Here is a 21,531-nt window from a genome sequence, read left to right on the forward strand (position 1 = left end):
GCCAGGCGCTGATGCGATGCCTTGTCCAGCTCTGTTCGCCTGGTCTGTCGGCCGCCTGCTGACCGACGCGGGTTGTCCTGCTGCGTCTATCTGTTTATCGGTGACGAATGTCGCGGCGGTCTCGGCTGCAGCGATGCGTTGGGTTGGTCCCGGATCGTGCCGTCGACCCGGATCGTCGAAGACCACCTGGCCGCCGGGGTGGTGCGCAAGCAGATCATCGGTGTCGAAGGGAGCGTTTCTCACCCACCTATCGACGCGCGATCGCATCTGGTGAGCGCCTGCGGCACGCAGGATCGGGCGGAGCTGGGCGTGGCAGGTGCTCGTTATGGCGTGGCCCGCCTCTTTACAACAAGGCCGGGCCGATTGGGGCGGACCGCTGGGCCAGCGGTCCATGGTGCTCCATCGCCGACAAACGGCGGCCTTCTCGCGCCATTTTCACCTTTGCTGCACTTATGATATGCCCATTCAGCTATGTCATGGCCGTTGCGGCATGGCTGAACCATTAATCTCGCCCGCGGCGTGATCGGAGACAATGCCGACTCGTCCCGGGCACGTGCAGCGAGCGGATACAGACCTAGCAATGCAGACAACGGTCCAAGCAGACAGATGGGATCGCTGGCGCCTGCCGTCGTTGGCGGTTGCCGTGTGCCTGATCGTGGTGGTGCCGTCGTTGCTGCTGCAGCAGATGGCGCGCAACGCCAATCAGGCCGCAGTGTGGGTCTCGCATAGCCAGGAAGTGCAGGAGACCGCGCAACGGCTGGAGGCGGCCATGCGCGATACCGAATCGGCCGCGTTGATGCGCTCGCACGGCGTGGAGCGCCCGGCCTTGCTGGAACGCATGCGGCGTGGCCGGCGCGAGTCGATAGCGGCGGTGCAGCGGTTGATCGCCCTGACCAAGGACAACCCGCCGCAGCAGGTGCGCATGGGGCGCATCCAGAGCACCATCGAGCGCCGCCTGCTGCTGGCTGAGCGGATTGCGGTCACCACCGAACCGGCGCAGATCCGTGCGCTGATCGACGACATGACGGTGAACAACCCCATCCGTGTGCTGATCGACGAGTTGCAGGGTGCCGAGGGCCGGTTGCTGGCATTGCGCAACGGGCGTGCAGACACCGAACGCCTGCACTACGCGATGCTGAGCTGGGCCACGCTGGCAGTGCAGCTGCTCTTGCTGGCAACCGTCATCTGGCTGCTGCAGCGGCAGATCCGCCGCCGTCTTGCCGCCGAGCAGGAATACCTGCGCGCCAACGGCCGTGCCAGTTCGGTGCTGCAAACCGTGCGTGAGCCGATCGTGCTGCTGGATGCCAATCAACGCATCCTGCTGCACAACCCCGCCTTTGCCGAGTTGTACGGTCTGGAGGAGCGCGGCAACGAATTGATGGCGCTGGAAGATGTGGGCGACGGGGTCTGGCACGACCAGCAGATCCACCAGCGCCTGGCCGACGTGTTGCTGCGCGGGCGCGAACTGTGGGACTTCGAGCATGAGCAGCGCGGCGCCGATGGCGTGCTGCGCACCATGCTGATCAATGCCCGCCGCATGCCATTGCCGGATACCGTCGACGAAGACGTGGTGCTGATGACGGTCAGCGACATCAGTCTGCAGAAGGCCTCGCAACTGCGCATCCAGGAGCTCAACCGGCAGATGGAGGGCAAGGTGGAGCAGGTGTCGGAGGTCAACCGCGAGCTGGAAGCCTTCAGCTATTCGGTATCGCACGACCTGCGCGCGCCATTGCGGCATGTGGCCGGTTTTTCGGACAAGCTGGCGCGCCATCTGGGCGATGCGGCCGACGAAAAGTCGCGTCACTACATGGAAGTGATCAGCTCCTCGGCGCGGCGCATGGCCTCGCTCATCGACGACCTGCTGGTGTATTCGCGCCTGGGCCGCAGCGCGCTGCGGTTGCAGGCGGTGGACATGCAGTCGCTGGTGGCCGAGACGCGTGCGATCCTGGATTCCAACGTGCAGAGCGAAAATACCGGCCACCGTGTGGACTGGCAGATCGCGCCGCTGCCGGTATTGGTGGCCGACGAAAACATGATGCGCCAGCTATGGATGAACCTGCTGGGCAATGCGGTCAAGTACAGCGCCAAGCGTGAGGTGGCCAGGGTCGAGGTGACCTACACGCCGATGGCCGACGGCGGCCATCAGTTCAGCGTGCGCGACAACGGCGCGGGCTTCGACATGGAGTACAGCGGCAAGTTGTTCGGCGTGTTCCAGCGCTTGCACAAGGCCAGCGAATACGCTGGCACCGGCATCGGTCTGGCCAGCGTGCGGCGCGTGTTGACGCGTCACGGTGGCCGTATCTGGGCCGAAGGTGTCGTCGACGAAGGCGCCACGTTTTATTTCGAGCTTCCCCCTGCGCTTGAAGCGCCCAACCAAGAGTTCACTGTATGACCGCCATCCGTACCATTCTTCTGGCAGAAGACAGCCCGGCCGATGCGGAGATGGCAGTCGACGCCCTGCGCGACGCCCGTCTTGCCAACCCCATCGTGCACGTCGAAGACGGCGTTGAAGTCATGGACTACCTGCTGCGTCGCGGCGCCTATGCCAACCGCGAAGAAGGCCTGCCGGCGGTGCTGCTGCTGGACATCAAGATGCCGCGCCTGGATGGGCTGGAAGTGCTCAAGCAGGTGCGCAGCGACGAGGCGCTCAAGCGGCTTCCAGTGGTGATCCTGTCGTCCTCGCGCGAAGAAAGCGACCTTGCACGCAGCTGGGACCTGGGCGTCAACGCCTATGTGGTCAAGCCGGTGGATGTCGATCAGTTCTTTACCGCGGTCAAGACGCTCGGCACGTTCTGGGCGGTGATCAATCAGGCACCGGAGCTGGACTGACCCATGCCGCATGAGGGTGGCAAACTGGAGCAGCTGAAGATCCTTCTGGTGGAAGATTCGCCGGAAGATGCCGAGCTGTTGTCCGATCAGTTGCTCGATGCCGGCATCGACGCGGCGTTCGAGCGCGTGGACAGCGAGCCGTCGCTGCGCAGCGCGCTGGAGGCGTTTGCGCCGGACATCGTGCTGTCGGACCTGAGCATGCCCGGGTTTTCCGGCCATCAGGCGCTGCGCCTGGTGCGTCAGAATGGCGCCACTCCCTTCATCTTCGTCTCCGGCACCATGGGTGAGGAGACGGCGGTCAAGGCACTGCAGGACGGCGCCAACGACTACATCATCAAGCACAACCCCACGCGGTTGCCGAGCGCGGTGATGCGCGCCATCCGCGAGGCGCGTGCAGAGCTCGAGCGCCAGCGCGTGGAGAGCGAGCTGATGCGTGCGCAACGGCTGGAAAGCCTGGCAATGCTGGCGGCCGGACTGAGCCATGACCTGCGCAACATCCTGCAACCGCTGCTGATCGTGCCCGACCTGCTGGCCGGGCGCACCGACGACCCGCAGCTGCGCCAGCTGGCCAACGTGGTGGCCGAATGCGGCCGCCGCGGGCACGAGATGGCCGAGTCGATGCTGTCGTTCGTGCGTGGCTCCAACAAGCCGCGCGAGCAGGTGTCCATCGCCAACCTGTTTCAGGCGGTGCAGATGCTGCTGCGGAGCAGCCTGCCCGATGGCGTGCGATTGCAGATGGACACGATCGCCTTGGATCTGACCATCGAAGCCAACTACACCGAATTGCAGCAATGCCTGCTCAACCTGGGCTTGAACGCGATCCAGGCGATGCCGGGCGGCGGCACCCTGGTGCTGTCGGCCGATCGCTTCGACGCCACGCGCGTGCGCATGAGCGTGGCCGACACCGGCGTGGGCATGACCGATGAAACGCGCGCGCGCCTGTTCAGTCCCTTCTTCACTACCAAGGCCGATGGCACCGGGTTGGGTCTGATCTCGTGCAAGCGCATCGTGGAAAGCTACGGTGGCAGCATCCAGGTCGACAGCCGACTGGGCGAGGGCACGCGCTTTGACATGATCGTGCCGATGCGTGCGGCAGCGACGGTGATTGCCGAGAGCGAGCCGCCGCTGGCGCTGGGCCGTGGGCAGCGCATCCTGCTGGTGGACGGCGAGGCCACGCGGCTGTCGCTGCTGGGCAATGCCTTGTCCAGCCAGGGCTACCAGCCGCAACTGGCCACCGATGGCGCCGCTGCGCTGCAACTGGTGCAGCAGCACGCGATGCCGGATCTGGTGATCATCGACAGCGACATCATCCTGTTGTCGGCGGTGAGCGTGTTGTTGAGCATGCAGGAGCTGGGCTACCAAGGGCCGGCGATCGTGCTGGAAGATGTCGGCGCGCCGTTGCAGCGTGCGCATTTCCCGCCCGACATCCCGGTGCACGTGCTGCGCAAACCGCTGGAAATGCGCCGTGTATTTCGCGCGGTAGCGCATGCGCTGGAAGTGGCCTGATCCACGCGCGCGCTCGCTGCGCCTGTGCCGATGGGCCTGTGGCGCGCGCCAACAGTTGACGCTGACGCCGGCCGCATGCGCGAATACCGCATGACCACCGTGCTTCTCAGCCTCGGCAGCAACGTCCAGCCGACTCACTACCTGCGCTTGGCCGTCGCCGCCCTGCGCGCGCGCTTTGGCCAGCTCGACGTCTCCCCGGCATACCGCACGCCGGCAGTGGGCTTCGATGGGCCGGACTTCGTCAACAACGCCGTGGCCTTGCAGACCGACCTGGACCTGGATGCGCTAGACCACTGGTTGCATGCGCTGGAAGATGCGCATGGCCGCGATCGCAGCGGGCCGCGTTTCAGCGACCGGACCCTGGATGTGGACGTGGTGTTCTTCGGCGATTGCATCGTTCAAGGGCCGGGCCATCTGCGTATCCCGCGCCCGGAGCTAAAGCATGCCTTCGTGCTCAAGCCGCTGGCCGATATCGCGCCGGACTTCGTCGACCCGCTGAGCGGACGGAGCTTGGCCGCGCTGTGGCAGGCGCATCCGCAATACGGCAGTGCGTTTACGACGGTGGAGCTGGATGCGCCCGCGCTGCGTGCTGCGCACTAGCACAGGTGTACGGCGCGGCTGGCCGTGCTGCACGACCGTGGTGAACTGACAGCTCAGCCGCGCCGATCGGTGTAGGCGCATCCGTCTGCAATCGCTGACGATGCACCCTCACGCAACGCGCGCACTCGCGCGACCAGAACCTGGCGAGCAGCCGCCAGCTGCGTGTGGACGGCGCACTGAAAACCGGAGTGTAGGCACCAGATGCCGCACCGGGCACTTGCCGCGTCCGCCTGGGGTGAGCGCGTTCATGGTGCTGGCCGCTCTCAGCTGAGTTGACGGCCGCCGTCCACATGCAGGATCTGCCCGGTGATGAAGCTGGCGTCGTCCAGCAACCAGCGCACCGCCTCGGCGATCTCTTCCGGCGTGCCGATGCGCGCCAACGGCGTGCGGGCGAGCAGCGCCTGCCTGGCGTCGGCAGACTTGCCTTGCTCCGGCCACAGGATGGCGCCGGGCGCGACGGCATTGACGCGTACCTGCGGAGCCAACTCCAGCGCCAGCGAGCGGGTCAGCATCTCCAGCGCGCTCTTGGAGGCGCCGTACAGCGGATGGTTGCGCATCGGCTGCTGTGCATACAGGTCGGTGAGATTGACGATGGCGCCGCGGTGCTGGCGCAATTGCGTGGCAGCGGCCTGGGCGATGAAGAACGGCGCCCGCGCATTGACCGCGAACAATTCGTCCCACTGCGCCGGCGTGGCGTGACCAAGTGCAGTGGGATAGAACGCCGAGGCATTGTTGACCACGCCATCCAGGCGGCCGAATGCGTCGACGCACTCGGCCACCAGTTGCGCAGGCGCGTGCGGCAGGCGCAGATCCGCGTGCAAGGCCTGCGCGCTGCCTGCGCGTTGCGCGCACAGCTCGGCCACGCGCGCGCCTAGCGCGTCGGCGGACTGATGCGCGTGCAGGGCAACCCGGTAGCCGGCGGCGTGCAGCGTGGCGGCGATCTGTGCGCCGATGCGCCGGCCTGCGCCGGTGATCAACACCACCTTGGAACTGTCTGTCATGGCGTACTCGCTCGGCGTTGCAAAGGGCTCGGCTATCCTGTGCATTGTCCCCGCAACCGGTGCCCGCATGCACGCCGACCTCCCCACTCCCGATTCGGACGCGCTGGCCCACAGCGACCGACTGGCTGCGCATGTGCGCGCCGAAATCCAGGCCGCCGGCGGTGCGATTCCGTTCTCGCGCTTCATGGAGCTGGCGTTGTATGCGCCGGGTCTTGGTTACTACAGCGCCGGGTCGAGCAAGTTCGGCGAGGCCGGCGACTTCGTCACCGCGCCCGAGCTGGGCCCGTTGTTTGCGGCCACCGTGTCCGGTGCGCTGGCGCCGGTGCTGCAGCAGCTCGGGCCGCAGGCGCGAATGCTGGAAGTGGGCGGCGGCAGCGGCGCATTTGCCGAAGTCACGCTGAAGCGGCTGCTGGAGCTGGACGCGTTGCCCGAGCGCTATGCGATTCTCGAACCCAGCGCAGACCTGCGCGAGCGCCAGCGCGAGCGCCTGGGGCGCAGCCTGATTCCGCCGGTGTTCGATCTGGTCGAATGGCTGGATGGCCCGTTCCCGGACGATTGGGACGGCGTGCTGTTCGCCAACGAGGTGATCGATGCGCTGCCCACGCCGCGCTTTGCGATACGTGAGGGCGAGGTCTACGAGGAAACCGTGGTACTCGATGCGCAGCAGCGGTTTGCGCGTGGCGAGCAGCCGGCCGACGCGTTGTTGAGCGCGGCGGTACGGCATCTGGAGCGCTATCTGGAGCAGCCATTCGCCGATGGCTACCGCTCCGAGCTGCTGCCGCAACTGCCGTACTGGATCCAGGCGGTGGCCGGCGGCCTGAAACGCGGTGCGATGGTGTTTGTGGACTACGGATATCCGCGCGGCGAGTTCTATCGCGCGCAGCGCGAGGACGGCACCTTGCGTGCGTTCTATCGCCATCGCATGCATGAAGACCTGTATCGCTGGCCCGGTCTGCAGGACCTGACGGCGTCGGTGGATTTCACCGCGCTTGCGGAGGCGGGCACCGGTGCCGGCTTCGAACTGGCCGGTTACTGCACGCAGGCCAGTTTCCTGTTGGGCAACGGCCTGGATGGCTTGCTGGCGCAGGCCGATACGCGCACCGATGAAGTAGGGCGCATGCGCCTGCGCGAGCAGATCAAGCGGCTGACCTTGCCCAGCGAGATGGGCGAGCGCTTTCAGGTGATGGGCTTTGCGCGCGATGTGGACATCGCGCCCGCATTTCTGGCCGGCGATCTCACATGGCGGCTGTAACGCAGACGCTGCGCCCGTTTCATCGGCCGCGGTTGTGGGTGGGGTTATGGATCGCTGCGATCGTGGTGGTGATTGCAGTCTGCCTGGGGCCGCCGCCGGAGATTCCGGAGCTGCCTGACAACAGCGACAAGGCCGAGCACTTTTTGACCTTCGCACTGTTGTGCTGGGGCGCGGTGCAGTTGTTTGCCACGCACCGCGCGCAGGCGGTTGCGGCCATCGGTCTGGTGGCGTTGGGTATCGGTATCGAGATCGCGCAAGGCGCACTGACGACCAATCGAAGCGCCGACCCCTACGATGCGCTGGCCGACACGCTGGGTATCGTCGCCGGCCTGTGCCTGGCGTGGACGCCGTTGCGTTTTGTGATGTTGCGGATCGACCAGCGCCTGTTTGCGCGGCGTTGAGTCGCGTGCGCGCAGGCGCGTACGAACGCACGCCTGCGCCAGGCATTGCCGTTATCGGGCGATGGCTTGCGATGGCCAGTGAGGCGTCGGCAGCGAGCACCGGGTCGTTGTGGCAGCCGACGGCGGTGTCTGACGTTCCAGACCCGGCGCAGGGCCGCTGCATCGCGTAGCAGCCCTGCGCACATCATCGGATGTAGCGTCAGTCCCAGCCCGTGGATGGGCGAGTTACAGCTTCATGTTCAGGCCAAGATAGAGCTGGCGCCCTGCCGCTGGCGAAAACATCGGCTGTGCCTGCGTCCAGAAGAAGCTGTCGTACCACACGTAGGCGTACTCGCGGCCGGTGGCGTTGCGGACCTGCAGATCCACGCTCCAGGCCGGGTTGATGGTGTATCTGGCGGTGAGATCCAGGGTGGCGAAGCCGCCGTACTTGCCGGCCACGTTGCGCTCTTCCAGGTAGTAATCGCCTTGCGCGCGGCCCTGCATGCCCAGGCGCAGCGCAGCGGTCGGGCGGTATTCGACGCCGATGTTGCTGATGTAACGCGGCGTTGCGGCCACTTCGCGGCCGACCAGCGACACGCTGGCATCGCGGTCGTCGCGTTCGATCTTCGCTTCCTGATACGCGTGCGATGCCCATAGCGTCCACCTGTCGCCCAGCTGCGCATTGATCTGCGCATCCACGCCACGCCGGCGTGTCTTGCCCAGGGTGACGGTGGTGCCGGTGGCGGGCATGTTGGAGACTTCGTTGGCCGCGTCCTGCTGCCACACCGCGATGCGCGCCTGGCTCCCATGGAACGGGCTGAATTTCATGCCCAGCTCCATGCCGGTATTGGTGGACGGGCGCACGTCTAGCTGCCCGGCGGTGAGGTAAGCCGGCGCAGTGGAGCCGGTCAGCACCTGGAAGCTGCGGCCCCAGTTGGCATAGACGTTGGTGGTCGGGGTGAAGGCGTAGACCACGCTCAGTTTCGGCTGCTCGATGGTGCCGTAGCGCTGCAGCGGTGCGCGAACGCCGCCGGGCAGTTGGGTGTGGCCGTCGAAGCGGTCCACGCGGTAGGCCGGCACGATCTTCAGCGCCTCGATCGGCTGATAGATCGCCTGCACGTAGGCGCCCCAGTTGTCGAAGGTATGGCGGTCGTCGTTCTGGATGCGTGCCGGGGCGGCGTTGAAATTGGTGGGCTCGGCGTAGCTGAAGCGCTCGCGTCGGTAGGCGTTGTCCTGATGTTCGTAGTTGACGCCGCCTTCCAGGGTGAGCGTGTCGCTGCTGCGCCAGGTCAGCGTGTTGAGCATGCCGACCTGGGTCTCGTCCCAGATGCGGCGCTGGCGGGGCGCGTTGCCGGTGGGCAGGTCGCTGAAGGTCACCTGGCGGTCGTCCAGATAGCGGTTGTAGTAAAGCCTGGTGCCTAAAAACAGTCCTTCCGCCAGCTTCAGGTCCATATGGACGCCGACCTGGCGCATGTCGCGGTCGTCGCCGTCGTTGCGGTTGCGCAGGTCCGAGCTGCGACGGTCTGCCTGCATTTCCGCTGCGGTCATGAAGCCGGGTTCGTCGGCCTGGTTGTGATAGACGCGTGCGGTCAGGCCGATGCGCATGCCGTCGTCGAGGCTGCCGTAGAACCATTTGCCGCCCAACGCATATTTGCTGGAGTTGTCGTGCTCGCGGTAGCCATCGGAGGCCTGCACGCCGACGAAATAGTTCTGCGCAAACCCGTCGCGTTCGCGGCCCACGGCCAGCTGCCCATCGCGGGTGTTGAAGCTGCCGTAGGTCAGGCGCGCGTCGGTGTAATTGCCGCCCTGGCGCGTGCCGAAATTGATGTTGCCGCCGATGTTGTGCAAGCCGTAGCGCGGATCATTGGTGCCGCGCACCACCTCGATGTAGCTGATTTCCAGCGGGAACAGCATGTCGATGAAGCGCTGGTTGCCGCTGTTGACGTTGCTGGGAATGCCGTCGATCAGCGTCTTGATCGCATTGAGGTAACCCTCGCCGTTGAAGGCGCGAAAGCTGACCTTGCCCGATTCGGCGCCCTGCCGGGTTTCGGTGAGCTGGATACCGGGCATCTGCCCGAGCAGCTCCCAGCTATAGGACACGTTCTTGTCTTCGATCTGGTCGGCGCCCAGCACGTCCACCGAGGTCAGCACCTGATGCGCGGTGAGTTGGCCTTCGCCATGTTGGTGGACATCGACCTTGCCGAGCGTCAGCGCCGAATCGGACGACTGCGCACGCGCTTGGGCGGCAAACAGGATGGCAGCCACTGCCGCCACGAGAATCTGGATCTTCATGGATCGAACGACACCGATGCGAAGGAGCTGATCACCCCATGTGTCAGCCAATGCAATATTATAACATATGCGACGTACGTCGCCGGCGGCTGGCTGAAGCCGGTAGCGCAGCGTGCCCTGTACGCCCGTCTGGGCGGTTGGTGCGTCGAGCACGCGCTTTGCTTGAGCGCGTTGCCCGGTCAGCCGGGCATGCGCGCTGCGCGTTCGCGCAGCCATTTGGTCGCCACCCACTTTTCGCCGGCCAGCACCGGGGCGCCGGCATGCAGGCTACGTGTCATCGGATGCGGGCGGTCGTAGCTGAAAAACACCGCATTGCCCTTGATCGCGGCAATCTCCAGATGCACATCGGGAAAGCGCGTGGCCCCGCCGCGGTCGGGTGTGTTGAGGTACATCACCATCGAGGCGACGCGTTGCCCGCCTGCCTGCAGCAACACTGGCGTGCCCGCTGCGTCGGGGTCGAAGTAATCGTAGTGCGGCTGATATTCGGCGCCGGTGCTGTAGCGCAGAACCTGCAAGCCTTCGCCGTGATCCACCGGCCAGTCGAGCAGGCGGGCGATACGCGCTTCGATGCGTTGACAGAGCGCATCCTGCCCGAGTTGCAGACACATGCTGTCGCTGGTGCGCGCGGCATGCACCACCTGCGTGCCGTTGGCGTTGTCCACGGTGCGTGAGCGCGCAAGGCGTGGCTGCGCCAGGGCGATCAATGCATCGCATTCGGCATCGGACAGAAAATCACCCAGCACCATCACGCGCGGCAAGCGCATGCGCATCAACACACGCACCTGACGATCGCCCAGATCCAGCAGCGCGGCATCGCTGTCGTGCAGTAGCGCCGGCACGCGAACCGGCAGCGGCAATCCATGTGTCTGCGCATGCTGCTGGATGTGCGCACGCACCAGCGCTTCGACTGCATCGATGGCGTCCTGTTCGTCCCAGCCACGATCCAGCAGCGGTTGCAGTGCTTGTTCGGGCGGCTGGCCAGCCAGGGCCTGCGCCACGATCCAGTCTGCCAGGGCGGTGGGGATATCGGTGAGTTTCATCCCGCTACAGTGCATGCCAACGTGTGGCAGCTATATGTCAAATGTGTCGTGGTAAGACAAATGCAACAGACGGCCCCTATAAAGGTGACGGGGATCTTGAACGTGCTCGCCACTGCAGTGAGCGGAACGCTACCAATTCTTGACGACTCCTCTTCATACCGGACCTTTTGACCTGGAGATCAGCCGCATGTCCGTTCGCAATAGCAGCAAGACACTTCTCATGACCTTTGGCACCGCGCTGGCGTTGTCCGCCTGCGGTGGCGGTGCAGACCGCGTCGCCTCGCCCGGCGAAGGCGCGTTTCCGCCCGCACCGGCACCGACCCCGGCGCCCACGCCTGCACCAACGCCGGCTCCGACACCGACGCCGACCGGCCCGGCCGCGGATTGCCCGAGCGGCTTTTCCAACGTCGGCACCATCGCCAACAACACGCTGCGTGCCTGCCAGTTGCCGGAGACCATCACCGGCAACCTGGTGGTGCCCGCGCGCGCCGGTACCGCGTATTCGATCAGCGGCCGCGTCAACGTCGGTACCGACCGCGGCGGCGACGCCACTGCGCCGGCGGCCGGCAGCGCGCAGGGCGTGCTGACCATCGAGCCGGGCACGACCCTGTACGGTTCGTCGGGCAGCGACTACATCGTGGTCAATCGCGGTTCGCAGATCTTCGCCGAAGGCAGCGCCAGTGCGCCGATCGTGTTTACCGCGCGTCAGGCGCTGGAAGGCCAGGTCAACGCCAACACTATCGGTCTGTGGGGCGGCATCGTGGTGCTGGGCCGTGCGGCGATCAACAACTGCCCGGGCACCACCGTGTCCGGTACGCCGCAGTGCCAGGCGCAGGTCGAAGGCACCAACGCGTTCTATGGCGGCAATAGCGCTACCGACAACAGCGGTTCGATGCGCTATTTGCGCGTGATGTATTCGGGCTTCGAAATCTCGCCCAACAACGAGCTGCAGGGCATCACCCTGGCCGGCGTGGGCAGCGGCACGCGTCTGGATTACGTGCAGATTCACAACAGTTCCGACGACGGCATCGAGTGGTTCGGCGGCACGGTCAACGGCAGCCATATCGTGATCACCGGCGCCGACGACGATTCGCTGGATACCGATGCAGGTTGGAGCGGCGCATTGCAGTTCGGCATCGTGGTGCAGCGCGCCGGCGGCGGCGACCGCATGAACGAGTGGAGCAGCCTGCGTCGCCAGCCGTATTCGCGCCCGAAGGTGGCCAACTTCACCTACGTGGGCAATGCGCGCGCCGGTGCGGCGATCATGCTCAATCAGGGTACCCAGGCCGCGTTCTACAACTCGGTCTTCACCCGTCCCGCCGGCGGCACCGGCGATGGCCTGGTGTGCTTGAACATGGCCGATACCGACACCGCAGGCACCTTCCACTCAGTGTTCTTCGCCTGCCCGACGGCGTTCGGCAGCGACCCGCGTGCGGCCAGCCAGTTCGCCGCCGGTACCAACAATGTCGCCAACGGCGTGTCGACCTTGCAGAATACCTTCATCAACGGCGCCAACGAAACCGCAGTGCCGGCGTTCCAGGGCCTGAACGGGGTGAGCAGTTTCTTCCAGCAGGTGAATTACATCGGTGGCGTACGTGATGCCAACGACACCTGGTGGCAGGGCTGGAGCTGCGGCCTGACCGCCGATCGCCCCTGCTGAGGCACGGCATCGCACGGCGGCCAGCGCGCCGCCATGCGATGCGTCCAGCTTCATCTTTCTGTTGTCAGGGCTCCCACGATGCGAAACTTCGCTGTCGCCCGTCTTTCGCGGACGGGCCTGTCTCTTTCCATTTCCACCTTGCTGCTGTCCGGCGCCGCCATGGCGCAGTCGACCGGCAGCGATGCCGCCGGCGGCGGCAGCAGTTCCAGTGCGGCCGCCATTGCGCCCAAGCAACTCGACCAGGTCGTGGTGCGCGGCGAATACATTCCCGAACCGATGCTGCAGACCTCCGAAGTGGCCTCGTTCGTCACCCGCGAGGACATGGAGCGCACCGGCGACAGCAGCGCCGCGGTGGCGCTGACGCGCGTCACCGGCCTGAGCCTGTCGCGCGGCAAATACGTCTATGTACGCGGTCTTGGCGAGCGCTACTCGTCGGCCTTGTTCAACGGCTCGCCGCTGCCCAGCCCCGAGCCGATGCAGCGTGTGGTGCCGCTGGATCTGTTTCCCAGCGACGTGCTGCAAAGCGTGACCGTGCAAAAAACCTATTCGGCCGATTATCCCGGCGAATTCGGTGGCGGCGTGATCGATCTGCAATCGATGACGGTGCCGGACAAGCCGTTCCTGTCGCTCACCGTGGGCGGCGGCGCCAATAGCGTCACTACCGGCGAGAAGGGCCTGACCTATTACGGCTCCGGTGATGACGAGTGGGGCTTTGATGACGGCGCGCGCAAGCAGCCGGGCGCATTGCGCGATGCCATCGCGAGCGGGCGCCGCGTGGACCTGGGCAATTTCTCGCGCGATGACATCCGCCGCATCGGCCGCAGCATGAACAACGCCAACCTGTATGTGCTGCAGGAAAAGGACAGCATCGACCCGGACGTCAACGTCGGCGGCAGCGCCGGCTACAGCATGGACATCGGCGAGGCCAAGCTGGGCATTCTTGCGGTGGCCAGCTACGACAACGAATGGCGCACGCGTACCGGCAAGCAGCAGGACGGCATCTTTGTCGGCGATGGCGTGGAGTTCAATTCCAACTACGACTTTGCGACCACGCGCAACAACGTGCGCACCAACGGCATGCTCGGCCTGGGTTGGGAATATGGCCGCCACAAGATCGGCTGGACCACCTTGTATGTACACGACAGCCTGAAGGTGGCGCGCAGCCGCGCCGGCCGCGACGAGCTGGCCGGATTCGATGTGCGCGACGACAACACCGAGTGGTATGCGCGTCGGTTGATCAACAATCAGCTGCTCGGCTCGCATGCGTTCGGCGAATACGACGATCTCAAGATCGAGTGGCGCGCGGCGGTGGCCAATGCCAGCCGCGATGTACCGTACGAAACCGGCATCCGTTACGAGTTGCTCGACGGTTACTGGGCGCACGATGCCTCGCGCGTGCAGAACTACACACGCTTCAGCAAGGTCGACGACAAGGTCGCCAGCGGCGGCGTGGACGTGACCTGGCGGCTGCCGATCGAGCACGACCTCACCGTCAAGGGCGGGTTGGCGTATCTGGACAACGACCGCACCGCGTGGAGCCGCGAGTTCCGCTTTCTGGCGCTGGATGGCCCGTTGCCGTTCCTGAACCAGTATCAGCGCGTGGATTACCTGATCTCCGACTACAACCTCAGCAACGATCTGCTGCGGCTGCGCGAGACCACCGGCAGTTTCGGTGCGGCAGCCTACGACGCGACCTTGAAGGTCAAGGCGGCCTACCTGCAGGCAGAAGGCGAGATCGTGCCGACCCTGCGCGCCACCGTGGGCGTGCGTTATGAAGACGCCACCCAGGCGGTGCATCCGTACGACATCTTCAGCGGCGCACGCCAGGACAGCGTGGCACCGTTGCAGAACAGCTACGCGCTGCCATCGGCCACGGTGACCTGGAACTTTGCCGACAACCAGCAGCTGCGCTTCGGTGCGTCCAAGACGATCGCGCGGCCGCAATTCCGCGAAATGGCGCCGCAGCAGTATCTGGACCCGGATATCGACCGCCAGTTCTTCGGCAATCCGTTCCTGATCGACAGCGAGCTGGTCAATCTGGATGCGCGCTACGAATGGTTCTTCGAGCCGGGCCAGTACGTCACCGTCGGCGCGTTCTACAAGAACATCGACAAGCCGATCGAAGCCATCGTCAACGACGCGCCCGGTGGCGGCATCGTGCAGAGTTTCATCAATGCGCCCAAGGCCACGTTGTACGGCATCGAGCTGGAAGCCAAGAAGTATCTGGACGTGCCGGTCGCGGCCGATTGGTGGGGCGACAAGCGCATGTTCGTGTCCGGCAACTACACGCGCACCACGTCCGAGGTGAGCGCCAGTGCCGGCGATACCGTGCAGCCGTTCGGCTTCAGCGCACCGGTACAGGCCAACCTGTTCATTCGCGACGGCTCGGCGTTGCAGGGACAATCGGACGATATCGCCAACCTGCAGATCGGTGTGGAGAGCGAGAGCACGCACAGCCAGGCGACCTTGATCGCCAACTACGTCGGCGAGCGAATTTCTGCGCGTGGTCGCCCGGGTCAACCGGATTACATCGACAAGCCTGGAACCTCGCTGGATCTGGTAATCAAGAAGGGCCTGGTGTGGTCTGGCGATACGCTCTCGGTGAACTTCGCCGCACGTAATCTGCTCAAGACCAAGTATCAGGAGTTCCAGCGCGTGGGCAGCAGCCGGGTCGATCTGTACACCTACCAGCCCGGCATCAGCTATGACATCAGTGTGACAGCGCGTTTCTGATCCATCGGGCGCGTGTCGGATCGCAAACGCCCGCTGTGCTTCGGCATGGCGGGCGTTTGCGTTTTGCCGCATGTCGGTGTGTGTCGTCTGGTGTCATCGATTTCTTCGAACTGACACATTGCTGCCGCATTCTGTCATCCGATCGCAATCCTTCAGCCGGATGTCTGCTTTGCACCGCGCCTTGCCCTCGTTGACTACCGTCATGTCGTCGCATGCCGCACGCACGGCACTGGGCTGTGCGCTGGTCGGGTTGCTGGCACTGCAAGGGCTGCGTCTGCTGTGGTTGCTGATCACCCCGGTCGGTCCGGTTGGTCACGCACAGCCGGTCGCGGGCACGGTGTCGGAGTGGTCTGCATTGCGCCGCGACGTGTTCTATCGCAGCGTTGCCGACAGCAATAGCGATGGCGTGCTGCTGCACGGTGTGCGTGCGGGTGCTGCGCAGGCAGCGGCCTACCTGAGTCTCGGCGATGGCCGGCAGGGCGCCTACCGCGTCGGCGATACGGTGATGCCCGGCGTCGTGTTGCAAGCGGTCACCGCCGACCACGTGCTGCTGCGGACCGGTAGCGGCGTGCGCCGCCTGACATTGCTCGATGCGGCGCCGCAGGCGCCTGCGACAACGTCATCGTCAGCGAACACAGCCGCAGGTAGCGCATCCGGCGTGATGTCCAACGTGGGCAATGCGACGGCAGCAGCAGGCGCAACCGCGGTCGACCCGCAACAGCTGCTGAGCAGCGCCGGGCTGCGTGCAAGCGCGGATGGCAGCGGCTTCACCATCATGCCGCGTGGCGATGGCGCGCTGTTGCGCCAGGCCGGCCTGGCGGCAGGCGATGTACTGACCCAGATCAACGGGCGCACGCTCGATGCCGAACACCTGCGCGAGTTGCAGGACGAACTGCGCGATGGCCAGGCGGCCACGCTGACCTATCGCCGCGACGGCCAGACCCACACCATGACCTTGAAGCGCCCGCAATGATTGCTGCTCGCCCCATATGGCTGTTGTCGGCCACGTTGCTGTGCGTGTGCGCCGTGACACCAGTCGTCTCGCTGCAGGCCGCCGATGCGCCAGCAGTGCGGCTGCAGGACGTGGACCTGCGCGCCTTCATCCAGGATGTCTCGCGCGCCACCGGCATCACCTTCATCGTGGACACCCGCGTGCAGGGCACGGTCAACGTGGCGCGCGCGCAGGCGATGAGCGAAGCCGACCTGCTCGGCATGTTGCTGGCGGTGTTGCGCGCCAACGGCTTGATTGCGGTGTCCAGTGGTCCGTCGACCTATCGCATCATTCCCGACGATACCGCCGCGCAACAGCCGGGTAGTGCCGCCAGCGGCAATCTGGGGTTTGCCACGCAGGTGTTCACGCTGCAGCGGGTGGATGCGCGTAGCGCGGCAGAGATCCTCAAACCGCTGATCGGGCGCGGCGGCGTGATCATGGCGATGCCGCAGGGCAATGGCCTGTTGATAGCCGACTACGCCGACAACCTGCGCCGCATTCGCGGGCTGGTGACGCAGATCGATACCGATCGCGCGGCCATCGACACGGTGACCTTGCGCAATAGTTCCGCGCAGGAGCTGGCACGCACATTGACCTCGCTGTTTGGCCAGGCCGGCGAGCGCAGTGCGGTACTGTCGGTGTTGCCGGTGGACAGCAGCAATTCGTTGATCGTACGCGGCGACCCGGCGCTGGTGCAGCGGGTGGTGCGCACCGCGATGGATCTGGACGGGCGCGCCGAGCGCCGTGGCGATGTCAGCGTGGTGCGGCTGCAACACGCCAGCGCCGAGCAGTTGCTGCCGGTATTGCAGCAGCTGGTCGGGCAGACGCCGGGCAATGAGGCGCAAGCCGGGCAGGACACGCGCTCCACTGCCGTGGATGTGGCGGCAGCCGCCGGCACCGCACAGACCCAGGTGATCGCACCGGCTACCGGCAAGCGCCCGGTGATCGTGCGCTACCCCGGCTCCAACGCCCTGATCATCAATGCCGACCCGGAAACCCAGCGTGCCTTGATGGACGTGATCCGCCAGCTGGACGTGCATCGCGAGCAGGTACTGGTGGAAGCGATCGTGGTGGAGATTTCCGACACTGCGGCCAAGCGCCTGGGCGTGCAGCTGCTGCTGGCTGGCCGCAACGGCACCGTGCCGTTGATCGCCACACAGTACAGCGGTGCAGCGCCGGGCATCGTGCCCCTGGCTGCGGCCGCCGCCGGCACGCGCAGCAATAACGGCGACGACGATTCGGTGCTGGAACAGGCGCGCAATGTGGCCGCGCAATCGTTGCTGGGACTGAGTGGCGGCCTGATCGGCCTGGCCGGGCAAAGCAACGATGCGGTGTTCGGCATGATCATCGATGCGGTCAAGAGCGATACCGGCTCCAATCTGCTGTCCACGCCATCGATCATGACGCTGGACAACGAGCAGGCGCGCATCCTGGTGGGCCAGGAAGTGCCGATCACCACCGGCGAGGTGCTGGGCGCGGCCAACGACAACCCGTTCCGCACCATCCAGCGTCAGGACGTGGGCGTGGAGCTTGAGGTGCGCCCGCAGATCAATACCGCCGGCGGCATCACGCTTGCGATCAAGCAGGAAGTCTCGGCAATTGCCGGGCCGGTCAGCGCGCAGTCCTCGGAACTGGTGTTCAACAAGCGCCAGATCGAAACCCGCGTGGTGGTGGAAAACGGCGCCATCGTCGCGCTTGGCGGCCTGCTCGATCAGAACGACCGGCAGACCGTGGAAAAGGTGCCGCTGCTCGGCGATGTGCCCGGGCTGGGCGCGCTGTTCCGGCACAAGTCGCGCAATCGCGACAAGACCAACCTGATGGTGTTCATCCGCCCGACCATCATCCGCGATGCGGCCGATGCGCAGCGCATGACCGCACCGCGCTACACCTATCTGCGCGATCGCCAGTTGGCCGATGGCGACCCGGAAGCCGCGCTCGATGCGTTGGTCCGCGATTACCTGCGCGCGCAGCCGCCGCAGTTGCCGGCTGGACCATCGCCGGCACCGGCAGCCACGCCTGCACCCGGCGCACGTCCCGTGCAGCGCTGATGCCATGGACACCGTGCGCGCCAGCATTTCCTATGCGTTCGCCAAGCGCCACGGCGTGGTGCTGCTCGGCAGCGACAGCGCCGCGCAGATCGGCCTACGCGAAGGCGGCGATGTGCAGGCCCTGATCGAGTTGCGGCGGGCGCTGGGCATGCCGTTGCAGGTGCGCACCTTGGTGCCGGCGGTGTTCGACCGGCACGTGTCGGAGATCTACGCCGATGCCGGCATGGAGCAGGGCGTGCAGGTCGAGGCGCTGGACCTGCACGGCAGCCTGGATTCGTTGATCGACGATATCCCCACTGCCGATCTGCTCGACAGCCAGGACGACGCGCCGATCATCCGCCTGATCAACGGCATCATCGCCGAAGCCGCGCGCCTGGGCGCCTCCGATGTGCATCTGGAGTCCTACGAATCGCGCTTGCGCGTGCGGCTGCGCGTGGATGGGGTGATGCGCGAAGCGGCCACCTTGCCCGGGCGCATCGCGCCGCTGCTGGTGTCGCGGGTCAAGGTGATGGCACGGCTGGATATCGCCGAAAAGCGCGTGCCGCAGGACGGCCGTGTGTCGCTGGTGATGGGCGCCAAGGCGCTGGACGTACGCGTGTCCACGCTGCCCACGCGCAACAGCGAGCGGGTGGTGCTGCGTATCCTGGACAAGGAGCAGGGCACCTTGTCGTTGACGCAGCTGGGCATGCCCGCGGCAGTGATGCACACCGTGCAGCGCGCATTGCAGGTACCCAATGGAATCGTGCTGGTGACCGGTCCCACCGGCTCGGGCAAGACCACCACCTTGTACGCCGCGCTGAGCCTGCTCAACGATGGCTCGCGCAATATCCTTACCGTCGAAGACCCGGTGGAATACGCCATCGACGGCGTCGGTCAGACCCAGGTCAACGCGCGGGTGGGCATGACCTTTGCCGCCGGTCTGCGCGCCATCCTCCGCCAGGACCCGGACGTGGTGATGATCGGTGAGATCCGCGATGCCGAGACCGCGCAGATTGCGGTGCAGGCCAGTCTCACCGGCCATCTGGTGCTGTCCACCGTGCACACCAACGATGCGGTGGGCGCGGTCACGCGCCTGCGCGATATGGGGATCGAACCGTTTCTGCTGGCCTCGAGCCTGCGCCTGATTCTGGCGCAGCGGCTGGTGCGGCGGCTGTGCCCGCAGTGCCGCGCGCCACGGCCATTGGATGCAGCCGCACGGCAGCTGCTTGCGGTCGATGACGGTGGCGGTGCGACGGTGTACGCCGCGGTCGGCTGCGCGGTGTGCCATCACAGCGGTTATGCCGGGCGCGTGGGCGTTTACGAAGCCATCGCGGTAGACGATGCGATGCGCCGACTGATCGGCGACAACGCCGACGAGGATGCGCTGGCAGCAGTCGCTTTCGCACGCGCGCCGCGGTTGGGCGACGCCGCACGCGCTGCCGTGCTGCAAGGGCTCACCACGCTGGAAGAAGCCTTGCGCGTCACCCGCCAGCAGGAGGATGCGCATGCCGCGGTTTGATTACACCGTGCTCGATCTGCATGGGCGCAGCCGCCAGGGCGTGATCAGCGCCGACAGCGTGCACAGTGCGCGCGCGCAGCTGGAGCAGCGCCAGTGGGTGCCGGTGCGGGTCGACGCCGCTGCCGCTGCCGCCACCATGCGTGCGGCACGCTTCAGCGGCAAGGATCTGGTGTTGTTCACGCGCCAGCTTGCGACGCTGGTGGAAACCGCGCCCCTGGAAGAAGCCTTGCGCACCATCGGTACGCAATCGGAACGACGCGGCGTGCGCCGCGTCACCAGCCAGACCCATGGCCTGGTGGTCGAAGGCTTCCGCTTGTCCGATGCGATGGCCCGCCAGGGCAACGCATTTCCGCCGCTGTATCGCGCCATGGTCGCCGCGGGCGAAAGCGCCGGTGCCTTGCCGCAGGTGCTGGAGCGGCTGGCCGATCTGCTCGAGCGGCAGGCGCAGGTGCGCAGCAAGCTACAGTCCGCCCTGGTCTACCCGGCCGCGTTGGCGCTGACGGCCGGTGCGGTGGTGATCGTGTTGATGACCTTCGTCGTACCCAAGGTAGTGGACCAGTTCGACTCGATGGGCCGCACCTTGCCATGGCTGACGCGCGCGGTGATCGGTGTGTCCAACTTCCTGCTGCATGCCGGCGTTCCGCTACTGGTTGCGCTGGTGATTGCGGTCATCGCAGCGTTGCGTCTGCTCCGGCGCCCGGCGCTGCGACTGGCTGCGGATCGCGCCATCCTGCGTGCGCCCTTGCTCGGCCGGTTGATCCGCGACCTCCATGCCGCACGCATGGCGCGCACCTTGGCGATCATGGTCAACAGCGGCCTGCCGCTGATGGAGGGGCTGATGATCGCCGCACGCACGGTCGACAACCGCGCCTTGCGGCTGGCCACCGACAGCATGGTCACCGCGATTCGCGAAGGCGGCAGTCTGGCTGCGGCGATGAAGCGCGCCGGGGTGTTTCCGCCGACGCTGCTGTACATGGCCTCCAGCGGCGAAAACAGCGGGCGCCTGGCGCCGATGCTGGAGCGCGCCGCCGATTACCTGGAGCGTGAGTTCGAATCGTTCACCAGCGCGGCGATGAGCCTGCTGGAGCCGGCCATCATCGTGCTGCTCGGCGGGGTGGTGGCGGTGATCGTGCTGTCGATCCTGTTGCCCATCCTGCAGTTCAACACCCTCGCGCTTGGCTGAGCGCGGCCGCTTTCTTCGGAGATCCCCATGCAGTCCAACCAGTGTCGTGCACGTGCCGGCTCGCCTGTCTCGCGCAGTGGCGTGCGCGGTTTCACCCTGGTCGAGTTGATGGTGGTGATCGTCATCATCGGCCTGCTGGCCACCGTGGTGATGATCAACGTGATGCCCAGCCAGGACCGCGCCATGGTCGAAAAGGCGCGCGCGGATGTTGCGGTGCTGGAACAGGCGCTGGAAACCTACCGACTGGACAACCTCACCTATCCGACCACCGAGCAGGGCTTGCAGGCCTTGCTCAGCCCGCCCAGCGGCCTGACCCGGCCCGAGCGCTATCGGCAGGGCGGTTATATCCGCCGGTTGCCTGAGGATCCATGGGGCCACGCGTATCAATATCGACGCCCGGGACGAACCGGTGGCTTCGACGTCTACTCCTTCGGTGCCGACGGCGCCGAAGGCGGCGATGCCGACAATGCCGACATCGGCAACTGGCGCTGAGGTGCCGCCGTGCTGACTGCACCACC

The 21,531-nt window shown here is 65.9% G+C and carries 16 protein-coding genes; 13 read left to right on the forward strand and 3 right to left on the reverse strand.

The window, feature by feature from the left end; genetic code table 11:
• Positions 1–580 precede the first annotated feature (580 nt).
• The 4 genes from VZ068_RS04105 to folK all read left to right on the forward strand — a co-directional run bounded on the left by VZ068_RS04105 (position 581) and on the right by folK (position 4,935).
• The gene (locus VZ068_RS04105) at positions 581–2,392 is read left to right on the forward strand and encodes an ATP-binding protein (protein WP_259167602.1); all 1,812 of its coding nucleotides are present in this window, start codon (positions 581–583) and stop codon (positions 2,390–2,392) included.
• Positions 2,389–2,829 carry a response regulator gene (locus VZ068_RS04110; RefSeq protein ID WP_046964586.1) on the forward strand — a complete coding sequence of 147 codons (441 nt, stop codon included), beginning with the start codon at positions 2,389–2,391 and terminating at the stop codon, positions 2,827–2,829. Before VZ068_RS04105 ends, VZ068_RS04110 begins: the two co-directional genes overlap by 4 nt.
• Before the next feature lie 3 nt (positions 2,830–2,832).
• Positions 2,833–4,335, forward strand: coding sequence for a hybrid sensor histidine kinase/response regulator (locus VZ068_RS04115; protein ID WP_259155244.1), 1,503 nt, complete (start codon positions 2,833–2,835; stop codon positions 4,333–4,335).
• Between the two features lie 90 nt (positions 4,336–4,425).
• Positions 4,426–4,935, forward strand: coding sequence for a 2-amino-4-hydroxy-6-hydroxymethyldihydropteridine diphosphokinase (folK, locus tag VZ068_RS04120; protein WP_259155243.1), 510 nt, complete (start codon positions 4,426–4,428; stop codon positions 4,933–4,935).
• A gap of 263 nt (positions 4,936–5,198) precedes the next feature.
• On the opposite strand, the gene VZ068_RS04125 is transcribed toward folK, so the two are convergent.
• Positions 5,199–5,936 carry a pteridine reductase gene (locus tag VZ068_RS04125; protein WP_259167607.1) on the reverse strand — a complete coding sequence of 246 codons (738 nt, stop codon included), beginning with the start codon at positions 5,934–5,936 and terminating at the stop codon, positions 5,199–5,201.
• Here VZ068_RS04125 and VZ068_RS04130 point away from each other — a divergent pair.
• Both VZ068_RS04130 and VZ068_RS04135 read left to right on the forward strand, forming a co-directional pair.
• Positions 5,935–7,188 carry an SAM-dependent methyltransferase gene (locus VZ068_RS04130; protein WP_349656989.1) on the forward strand — a complete coding sequence of 418 codons (1,254 nt, stop codon included), beginning with the start codon at positions 5,935–5,937 and terminating at the stop codon, positions 7,186–7,188. The two genes, VZ068_RS04125 and VZ068_RS04130, sit on opposite strands and share 2 nt — an antisense overlap.
• On the forward strand, positions 7,176–7,589 hold the full coding sequence (locus VZ068_RS04135; protein WP_349656990.1) for a VanZ family protein: 414 nt from the start codon (positions 7,176–7,178) through the stop codon (positions 7,587–7,589). The genes VZ068_RS04130 and VZ068_RS04135 overlap by 13 nt, the downstream gene beginning before the upstream one ends.
• A gap of 225 nt (positions 7,590–7,814) precedes the next feature.
• Here VZ068_RS04135 and VZ068_RS04140 read toward each other — a convergent pair whose 3' ends face one another.
• Positions 7,815–9,860 carry a TonB-dependent receptor gene (locus tag VZ068_RS04140; RefSeq protein ID WP_349656991.1) on the reverse strand — a complete coding sequence of 682 codons (2,046 nt, stop codon included), beginning with the start codon at positions 9,858–9,860 and terminating at the stop codon, positions 7,815–7,817.
• Between the two features lie 179 nt (positions 9,861–10,039).
• Positions 10,040–10,900: a 2OG-Fe(II) oxygenase gene (locus VZ068_RS04145; protein WP_349656992.1), complete on the reverse strand. Its 861-nt coding sequence runs from the start codon at positions 10,898–10,900 to the stop codon at positions 10,040–10,042.
• Between the two features lie 187 nt (positions 10,901–11,087).
• On the opposite strand from VZ068_RS04145, the gene VZ068_RS04150 reads away from it, so the two are divergent.
• From VZ068_RS04150 to gspG, 7 genes are all read left to right on the forward strand, one after another.
• Positions 11,088–12,560: a hypothetical protein gene (locus VZ068_RS04150; protein WP_349656993.1), complete on the forward strand. Its 1,473-nt coding sequence runs from the start codon at positions 11,088–11,090 to the stop codon at positions 12,558–12,560.
• A gap of 78 nt (positions 12,561–12,638) precedes the next feature.
• On the forward strand, positions 12,639–15,293 hold the full coding sequence (locus tag VZ068_RS04155) for a TonB-dependent receptor (RefSeq protein WP_349656994.1): 2,655 nt from the start codon (positions 12,639–12,641) through the stop codon (positions 15,291–15,293).
• A 160-nt stretch (positions 15,294–15,453) separates the two neighbouring features.
• The gene (locus VZ068_RS04160) at positions 15,454–16,266 is read left to right on the forward strand and encodes a type II secretion system protein N (RefSeq protein WP_349656995.1); all 813 of its coding nucleotides are present in this window, start codon (positions 15,454–15,456) and stop codon (positions 16,264–16,266) included.
• Positions 16,263–18,332, forward strand: a complete 2,070-nt coding sequence (gene gspD / locus VZ068_RS04165; protein WP_349656996.1) for a type II secretion system secretin GspD — start codon at positions 16,263–16,265, stop codon at positions 18,330–18,332. Before VZ068_RS04160 ends, gspD begins: the two co-directional genes overlap by 4 nt.
• 4 nt (positions 18,333–18,336) lie before the next feature.
• The gene (gene gspE / locus VZ068_RS04170; RefSeq protein WP_349656997.1) at positions 18,337–19,830 is read left to right on the forward strand and encodes a type II secretion system ATPase GspE; all 1,494 of its coding nucleotides are present in this window, start codon (positions 18,337–18,339) and stop codon (positions 19,828–19,830) included.
• The gene (gspF, locus tag VZ068_RS04175) at positions 19,817–21,013 is read left to right on the forward strand and encodes a type II secretion system inner membrane protein GspF (RefSeq protein ID WP_349656998.1); all 1,197 of its coding nucleotides are present in this window, start codon (positions 19,817–19,819) and stop codon (positions 21,011–21,013) included. Before gspE ends, gspF begins: the two co-directional genes overlap by 14 nt.
• Positions 21,014–21,040: 27 nt before the next feature.
• Complete coding sequence (gspG, locus tag VZ068_RS04180; protein WP_259155069.1) at positions 21,041–21,505, forward strand: type II secretion system major pseudopilin GspG; 465 nt, start codon at positions 21,041–21,043, stop codon at positions 21,503–21,505.
• Positions 21,506–21,531: the final 26 nt, after the last annotated feature.

It is taken from the genome of Xanthomonas sp. 10-10 (assembly GCF_040182365.1).
Taxonomy (GTDB): domain Bacteria; phylum Pseudomonadota; class Gammaproteobacteria; order Xanthomonadales; family Xanthomonadaceae; genus Xanthomonas; species Xanthomonas arboricola_F.

Excerpts from the sequence above, each read along its gene's own strand:
- gspF (WP_349656998.1), top strand. The coding sequence starts at position 19,817 with ATGCCGCGGTTTGATTACACCGTGCTCGATCTGCATGGGCGCAGCCGC.
- VZ068_RS04140 (WP_349656991.1), bottom strand. The coding sequence starts at position 9,860 with ATGAAGATCCAGATTCTCGTGGCGGCAGTGGCTGCCATCCTGTTTGCC.
- gspD (WP_349656996.1), top strand. The coding sequence starts at position 16,263 with ATGATTGCTGCTCGCCCCATATGGCTGTTGTCGGCCACGTTGCTGTGC.
- VZ068_RS04155 (WP_349656994.1), top strand. The coding sequence starts at position 12,639 with ATGCGAAACTTCGCTGTCGCCCGTCTTTCGCGGACGGGCCTGTCTCTT.
- VZ068_RS04130 (WP_349656989.1), top strand. The coding sequence starts at position 5,935 with ATGGCGTACTCGCTCGGCGTTGCAAAGGGCTCGGCTATCCTGTGCATT.
- gspE (WP_349656997.1), top strand. The coding sequence starts at position 18,337 with ATGGACACCGTGCGCGCCAGCATTTCCTATGCGTTCGCCAAGCGCCAC.
- VZ068_RS04160 (WP_349656995.1), top strand. The coding sequence starts at position 15,454 with ATGTCTGCTTTGCACCGCGCCTTGCCCTCGTTGACTACCGTCATGTCG.
- VZ068_RS04115 (WP_259155244.1), top strand. The coding sequence starts at position 2,833 with ATGCCGCATGAGGGTGGCAAACTGGAGCAGCTGAAGATCCTTCTGGTG.
- VZ068_RS04125 (WP_259167607.1), bottom strand. The coding sequence starts at position 5,936 with ATGACAGACAGTTCCAAGGTGGTGTTGATCACCGGCGCAGGCCGGCGC.
- VZ068_RS04145 (WP_349656992.1), bottom strand. The coding sequence starts at position 10,900 with ATGAAACTCACCGATATCCCCACCGCCCTGGCAGACTGGATCGTGGCG.
- VZ068_RS04110 (WP_046964586.1), top strand. The coding sequence starts at position 2,389 with ATGACCGCCATCCGTACCATTCTTCTGGCAGAAGACAGCCCGGCCGAT.
- folK (WP_259155243.1), top strand. The coding sequence starts at position 4,426 with ATGACCACCGTGCTTCTCAGCCTCGGCAGCAACGTCCAGCCGACTCAC.
- VZ068_RS04105 (WP_259167602.1), top strand. The coding sequence starts at position 581 with ATGCAGACAACGGTCCAAGCAGACAGATGGGATCGCTGGCGCCTGCCG.
- gspG (WP_259155069.1), top strand. The coding sequence starts at position 21,041 with ATGCAGTCCAACCAGTGTCGTGCACGTGCCGGCTCGCCTGTCTCGCGC.
- VZ068_RS04150 (WP_349656993.1), top strand. The coding sequence starts at position 11,088 with ATGTCCGTTCGCAATAGCAGCAAGACACTTCTCATGACCTTTGGCACC.
- VZ068_RS04135 (WP_349656990.1), top strand. The coding sequence starts at position 7,176 with ATGGCGGCTGTAACGCAGACGCTGCGCCCGTTTCATCGGCCGCGGTTG.